Source organism: Pseudomonas sp. HN2 (assembly GCF_020736465.1).
In the GTDB taxonomy this organism is placed as follows: domain Bacteria; phylum Pseudomonadota; class Gammaproteobacteria; order Pseudomonadales; family Pseudomonadaceae; genus Aquipseudomonas; species Aquipseudomonas moraviensis_A.
In genome coordinates this window covers 123586-130000 of the sequence record NZ_CP085885.1, presented here as the reverse complement: position 1 = coordinate 130000, position 6415 = coordinate 123586, and the positions used below count along the sequence as shown (strand labels likewise).

The window sequence follows — 6415 nt, the reverse complement described above, 5'->3', positions numbered from 1 at the left end:
TGTCAGTATTAGTCCAGGTGGTCGCCTTCGCCACTGGTGTTCCTTCCTATATCTACGCATTTCACCGCTACACAGGAAATTCCACCACCCTCTACCATACTCTAGCTTGCCAGTTTTGGATGCAGTTCCCAGGTTGAGCCCGGGGATTTCACATCCAACTTAACAAACCACCTACGCGCGCTTTACGCCCAGTAATTCCGATTAACGCTTGCACCCTCTGTATTACCGCGGCTGCTGGCACAGAGTTAGCCGGTGCTTATTCTGTCGGTAACGTCAAAATTGCAGAGTATTAATCTACAACCCTTCCTCCCAACTTAAAGTGCTTTACAATCCGAAGACCTTCTTCACACACGCGGCATGGCTGGATCAGGCTTTCGCCCATTGTCCAATATTCCCCACTGCTGCCTCCCGTAGGAGTCTGGACCGTGTCTCAGTTCCAGTGTGACTGATCATCCTCTCAGACCAGTTACGGATCGTCGCCTTGGTGAGCCATTACCTCACCAACTAGCTAATCCGACCTAGGCTCATCTGATAGCGCAAGGCCCGAAGGTCCCCTGCTTTCTCCCGTAGGACGTATGCGGTATTAGCGTTCCTTTCGAAACGTTGTCCCCCACTACCAGGCAGATTCCTAGGCATTACTCACCCGTCCGCCGCTGAATCCAGGAGCAAGCTCCTTTCATCCGCTCGACTTGCATGTGTTAGGCCTGCCGCCAGCGTTCAATCTGAGCCATGATCAAACTCTTCAGTTCAAACATCTTTGGGTTTTTAAGAAACCCTAAACTTGGCTCAGCAATCGTTGGTTACATCTTTGATTTCTCGCGGAGTAACTTGTGATGCTGATAATCTTGTTGACTATCAGTCTGACTGCACAAGCACCCACACGAATTGCTTGATTCAGTTGTTAAAGAGCGGTTGGTTAAGATCTTTCGTCTCAACCGAGGCGCGCATTCTACAGCAGCCTCATTTGCTGTCAAGTGATTATTTTCAGAAGTTTTCGAAGAATTCTTCAACAACTTCAACCACTTGCGCTTCCGATCTCTCGTTAGCGGGAGGCGAATTCTACAGCGTTAATCGCTGCTGTCAACACCTCTTTTTCTCCGCTTTCGACCGAGAAGATCAACCGTTAAAAGAGCCAAACATCACTGCTCTTTCAACTTCTTCCAGGCTTCGATGATCTGAAGCAAGCCGCTGTCGAAAACTGCGTAACTCTTTGAATCTCAAGGAGTTTTCCGTTTCGACTGCGCCGGAAGTGGGGCGAATTATAGACCTCTGGAATCTGCCGTCAACCGTTAATTTCGCTTTTCTTTCAACAACTTGCAGATTGGCTAAAAAACAGCCAATCGAAAGAGAAATCAGTGCCCTCTATATAGAAGAAAGACTCAGAGGACTCCTTCTACCTTAAGTGCAGCCACCGCACCCGCCCCCAGCCCCAACACTCGCTGAAGAACCTCCAGCGTATGTTCCCCTAATAAAGGAGGCGCATACCGATACTCGACCGGCGTCTCCGATAACCGGATCGGACTGGCTACCTGCGGCACCATGCCCGCCAGCGCATGCGGCAACTCGATAGCCAGTCCGCGCGCCTTCACCTGCGCATCCTCGAACACCTGCGCCAGATCATTGATCGGCCCACAAGGCACGCCCGCCTGTTCCAGTTGAGCAACCCACTCGGCCGTCGTCTTGAAGACCGTCGCCTGGCGGATCAAGGGGATCAACACTGCGCGGTTCGCCACCCGCAGTTTGTTCGTCGCGAAGCGAGGATCATCCGCCCACTGCGGTTGCCCAGCGACTTCGGCGAACTTGCGGAATTGCCCGTCATTACCCACGGTGAGGATGAAGTCGCCATCCGCCGTAGGAAAATCCTGATAAGGCACGATGTTGGGATGCGCATTGCCCAACCGCTTTGGGGCATTGCCCGTAGTCAGGTAATTCATAGCCTGATTGGCCAGACACGCAACTTGCACGTCCAGCAACGCCATATCGATGTGTTGGCCACCACCGTCGTGATCGCGATGAGCCAATGCTGCGAGAATCGCCACGGTCGAATAAAGCCCGGTGAGGATATCCGTCAGCGCCACGCCCACCTTCACCGGTCCGGCGCCTTCGTCTCCTTCGGGGCGGCCGGTCAGGCTCATCAAGCCGCCAAGGCCCTGGATCATGAAGTCATACCCTGCGCGCTTGGCGTAAGGACCGGTCTGGCCGAAGCCGGTGATGGAGCAATAGATCAGATTCGGGTTGAGTGCCTTCAGCGACTCATAGTCCAGACCATACGCCGCCAGACCGCCAACCTTGAAGTTCTCGATCAGAATGTCCGACTTCGCCGCCAGGTCGCGCACCAGCTTCTGCCCTTCAGGCCGGGTGAAGTCGATGGTGACCGATTGCTTGTTGCGGTTGGCCGACAGGTAATACGCCGCTTCCGACGTGTTCTCGCCGTAAGCGTCTTTAAGGAAGGGCGGCCCCCACGCCCGAGTGTCGTCACCATTACCGGGGCGCTCGACTTTGATGACTTCGGCGCCGAGGTCGGCGAGTATCTGCCCGGCCCACGGCCCGGCCAACACGCGCGATAAATCCAGTACTCGCAGATGCGACAGCGCGCCCATGGTCCGCCCTCCTGTTAATAGAACGCCTGCAGACCGGTTTGCGCACGCCCGAGGATCAGCGCGTGAACGTCGTGGGTACCTTCATAGGTATTCACCACTTCCAGATTGACCAGGTGACGGGCCACGCCGAATTCATCAGAAATGCCATTGCCACCAAGCATGTCGCGCGCCATCCGCGCGATATCCAGCGACTTGCCGCAGGAGTTGCGCTTCATGATCGAAGTGATTTCAACGGCGGCGGTGCCTTCGTCCTTCATCCGCCCCAGTCGCAGGCAGCCTTGCAGCGCCAGAGTGATCTCGGTCTGCATGTCGGCGAGTTTCTTCTGCACCAGTTGCGTCGCGGCCAATGGGCGGCCGAATTGCTGACGGTCCAGGGTGTATTGGCGCGCGGTGTGCCAGCAAAACTCGGCGGCGCCCAGCGCGCCCCAGGAAATGCCGTAGCGTGCGGAGTTGAGGCAAGTGAATGGACCTTTCAGACCACGGACGTCCGGGAAGATGTTTTCTTCCGGCACGAACACGTTGTCCATGACGATCTCGCCGGTGATGGAAGCGCGCAGGCCGACCTTGCCGTGAATCGCCGGAGCGCTCAGGCCTTTCCAGCCTTTCTCCAGAACGAAGCCACGAATGTCGCCGGCGTCGTCCTTGGCCCACACCACGAATACGTCGGCGATCGGGCTGTTGGTAATCCACATTTTCGCGCCGGTCAGGCTGTAGCCACCATCGACCTTGCGCGCCCGGCTAATCATCGCGCCCGGATCAGAACCGTGGTTCGGCTCGGTCAGGCCAAAGCAACCGATCCATTCGCCGGAAGCCAGTTTCGGCAGGTACTTCTGTTTCTGTGCTTCGGTACCGAATTCGTTGATCGGCACCATCACCAGTGAGGACTGCACACTCATCATCGAGCGATAGCCGGAGTCGACGCGCTCGACCTCACGGGCAATCAGGCCGTAGCTGACATAGTTCAGACCGCTGCCGCCGTATTGCTCCGGAATGGTCGCGCCGAGCAGGCCTACTTCACCCATCTCCCGAAAGATTGCAGGGTCAGTCTTCTCATGACGGAAAGCTTCGAGTACACGCGGCGCCAGGCTCTGCTGAGCGAACTGCGCGGCGGTGTCGCGGATCATCCGCTCTTCTTCGGTGAGCTGTTGATCCAGCAGCAGGGGATCGATCCAGTTGAAGCTAGCTTTACCGCCCATGAGTGTGCCCTCGCAATCGGGTGAATTAACGTGGCATTGATCCTAGGCGCGGTTCGCCATCGCGGCAAACGAGGATTTTGCATTCTGTTGTGCTAATTTCTCACTCCGAACCGTCGCGAAATGCCATTTATGCGGCGCATTAGTGAGGTTGACGTACATGCGCAGGAAGATACCCAGCACCACTGCCCTGATCAGTTTCGAAGCCGCCGCGCGCCACGAGAGCTTTACACGCGCAGCGGAAGAGCTTTCCCTCACCCAAGGCGCCATTTGCCGACAGATCGCCAGCCTTGAAGACTTCCTCAGCGTGGAACTGTTCCGACGCTCGCGACGTGGAGTGAAACTGACTGAGGCGGGCCTTTCCTACAGCCGCCGGGTGGCGACTCAGCTCGACGCAGTGGAGCGCGACACGCTCTCGGTGATGGGCCAGCAAGGCACCAACGTCATCGAGCTCGCCGTCGTCCCGACCTTCGGCACGCAATGGCTGCTGCCTCGCCTCAAGGATTTCCAGCTCAAGCACCCGGAAGTGACCGTCAACCTGACCAACCGCACCCGGCCGTTCCTGTTTGCCGACACCGAATTCGATGCCGCGATCTACTTCGGTGATGCCGACTGGTCGGGTACTGAATCCCACAGGTTGATGGGCGAGAATCCGATGCCGGTGTGCAGCCCCGCCCTGCTCGGCAATCGCAAGCAGATGACAGCTGCAGCCATCGCTGAACTACCGCTGCTGCAGCAAACCACCCGACCTTACGCCTGGCGCCAGTGGTTCAACTCGCAGCAGTTGAATATCCCTCGCGACATGACAGGTCCCCGCTACGAGCTATTCTCCATGCTTGCCCAGGCAGCCATGCACGACATGGGCGTCGCGCTGATTCCGCCGTTTCTGATCCAGCGCGAGCTGGCCGAGAAACGTTTGGTGGTTGCCAACCCTCAAGCGCTCCCCAGCATCAAGGCGTATTACCTGATGATTCCGGAGCGAAAGGTCGAATCAGCATCGCTAAAGGCATTCCGCGACTGGCTGGTAAACCAGGCGCGAAGCTACAGCCTAGAAGAATAAAGGCTCTCGGAAATACCTAACCCCGTAGTCAGATAATCGAAAGCCCTACAGATATAACTATTTGTCGCGTTTTCGCAGACTGTATCCGAAAGTCGTACAGACGTCCCACAAGCTGCCAACGACGTGGCTTTGAGCCTCTACGGGCGACTCATTACTGCCTATTCACGCCACCGAGGCGAATTTTTTTCAAATTCAGCCAGAATCCTTGCAAGGCACGGCCTGCAAGGGGTTCAACTGGCCATCTGCGACATTCGGTCACGGCATGACTTGTAGTTAATTTTCCGTCACCCGTCATAATCCCTTGAAGGGCATAAAGTTCGCCTGCAAAATGCCGCGCCCCGCCCTGATTCGGCGGGATCGTGCTGATCGGCCGCCCCAGTCGCACCATCCGCAGTGCATGGGTTTACTCAATAAGATCACGCAGGAGATTTGACGTGCACATTGGTGTTCCTCTCGAAACCCAGACCGGTGAAACACGGGTTGCTGCAACCCCGGAAACCATCAAGAAGCTGATCAGCCAAGGCCATAAGGTCACTGTGCAAAGCGGCGCCGGCATCAAAGCCAGTGTCGTCGACAGTGCCTATGAAGCGGCCGGCGCAAGCATTGGCAGCGCCAATGACGCGTTTGGCGCCGAGCTGATTCTCAAAGTGGTCGCGCCAAGCGATGCCGAACTGACGCTGATCAAGCGCGGTACGGTGCTGGTGGGCATGCTCAATCCGTTCAACAACGAGACCATCGCAAAAATGGCCGAGTGCGGCATTACCGCGTTCGCCCTCGAAGCCGCGCCGCGCACCTCGCGGGCGCAGAGTCTCGATGTGTTGTCGTCGCAGGCAAACATTGCCGGCTACAAAGCGGTATTGCTGGCCGCGCACCACTACCCACGCTTCATGCCAATGCTGATGACCGCTGCGGGTACGGTGAAAGCGGCACGTGTGTTGATTCTCGGCGCGGGCGTGGCCGGATTGCAGGCGATTGCCACGGCCAAACGCCTCGGTGCTGTCATCGAAGCGTCCGATGTACGCCCAGCGGTGAAGGAACAGATCGAATCCCTCGGCGCCAAGTTCGTCGACGTGCCTTACGAGACCGATGAAGAACGCGAATGCGCCGTCGGTGTCGGCGGTTACGCACGGCCGATGCCGGCAAGCTGGATGCAGCGTCAGGCGCAGGCCGTGCATGAGCGCGCCAAGCAGGCCGATATCGTCATCACCACCGCACTGATTCCGGGCCGCAAGGCACCGACGCTGTTGAGCGCGGACACCGTGGCGCAGATGAGACCGGGCTCGGTGGTCATCGACCTTGCCGCCGCTCAGGGTGGCAACTGCCCGCTGACCGTGGCCGATCAGGTCGTTGTGGAAAACGGTGTAACCATCGTCGGTCCGACCAACCTCGCCGGTGAAGTCGCTGCAGATGCTTCGGCGCTGTACGCACGCAACCTGCTGGACTTCCTCAAGCTGGTGTTTACCAAAGAAGGCCAGTTCGACGTCAACCTCGAAGACGACATCGTCGCCGCGTGCCTGATGTGCCGCGACGGCCAAGTCATCCGCAAAAACGCCTAAGCAGGG

The 6415-nt window shown here is 57.5% G+C and carries 4 protein-coding genes and 1 rRNA gene (1 of these 5 cut by a window edge); 2 read left to right on the top strand and 3 right to left on the bottom strand.

The window, feature by feature from the left end:
* The 3 genes from LIS66_RS00630 to LIS66_RS00620 all read right to left on the bottom strand — a co-directional run.
* Positions 1 to 749 (bottom strand): 16S ribosomal RNA (locus tag LIS66_RS00630) (it extends 788 nt beyond the left edge of the window).
* A 630-nt stretch (positions 750 to 1379) separates the two neighbouring features.
* Positions 1380 to 2600, bottom strand: coding sequence for a CaiB/BaiF CoA transferase family protein (locus LIS66_RS00625; protein ID WP_042608975.1), 1221 nt, complete (start codon positions 2598 to 2600; stop codon positions 1380 to 1382).
* Between the two features lie 14 nt (positions 2601 to 2614).
* A complete protein-coding gene (locus LIS66_RS00620; protein ID WP_024015035.1) occupies positions 2615 to 3796 on the bottom strand; it encodes an acyl-CoA dehydrogenase in 1182 nt (393 codons plus the stop codon).
* Between the two features lie 157 nt (positions 3797 to 3953).
* Here LIS66_RS00620 and LIS66_RS00615 point away from each other — a divergent pair, with 157 nt between their 5' ends.
* Both LIS66_RS00615 and LIS66_RS00610 read left to right on the top strand, forming a co-directional pair.
* Entirely contained in the window at positions 3954 to 4853 is a 900-nt protein-coding gene (locus LIS66_RS00615; RefSeq protein WP_042608976.1) for a LysR family transcriptional regulator, read from the top strand.
* 434 nt (positions 4854 to 5287) lie between these two features.
* The gene (locus LIS66_RS00610; protein ID WP_042608977.1) at positions 5288 to 6409 is read left to right on the top strand and encodes a Re/Si-specific NAD(P)(+) transhydrogenase subunit alpha; all 1122 of its coding nucleotides are present in this window, start codon (positions 5288 to 5290) and stop codon (positions 6407 to 6409) included.
* Positions 6410 to 6415: the final 6 nt, after the last annotated feature.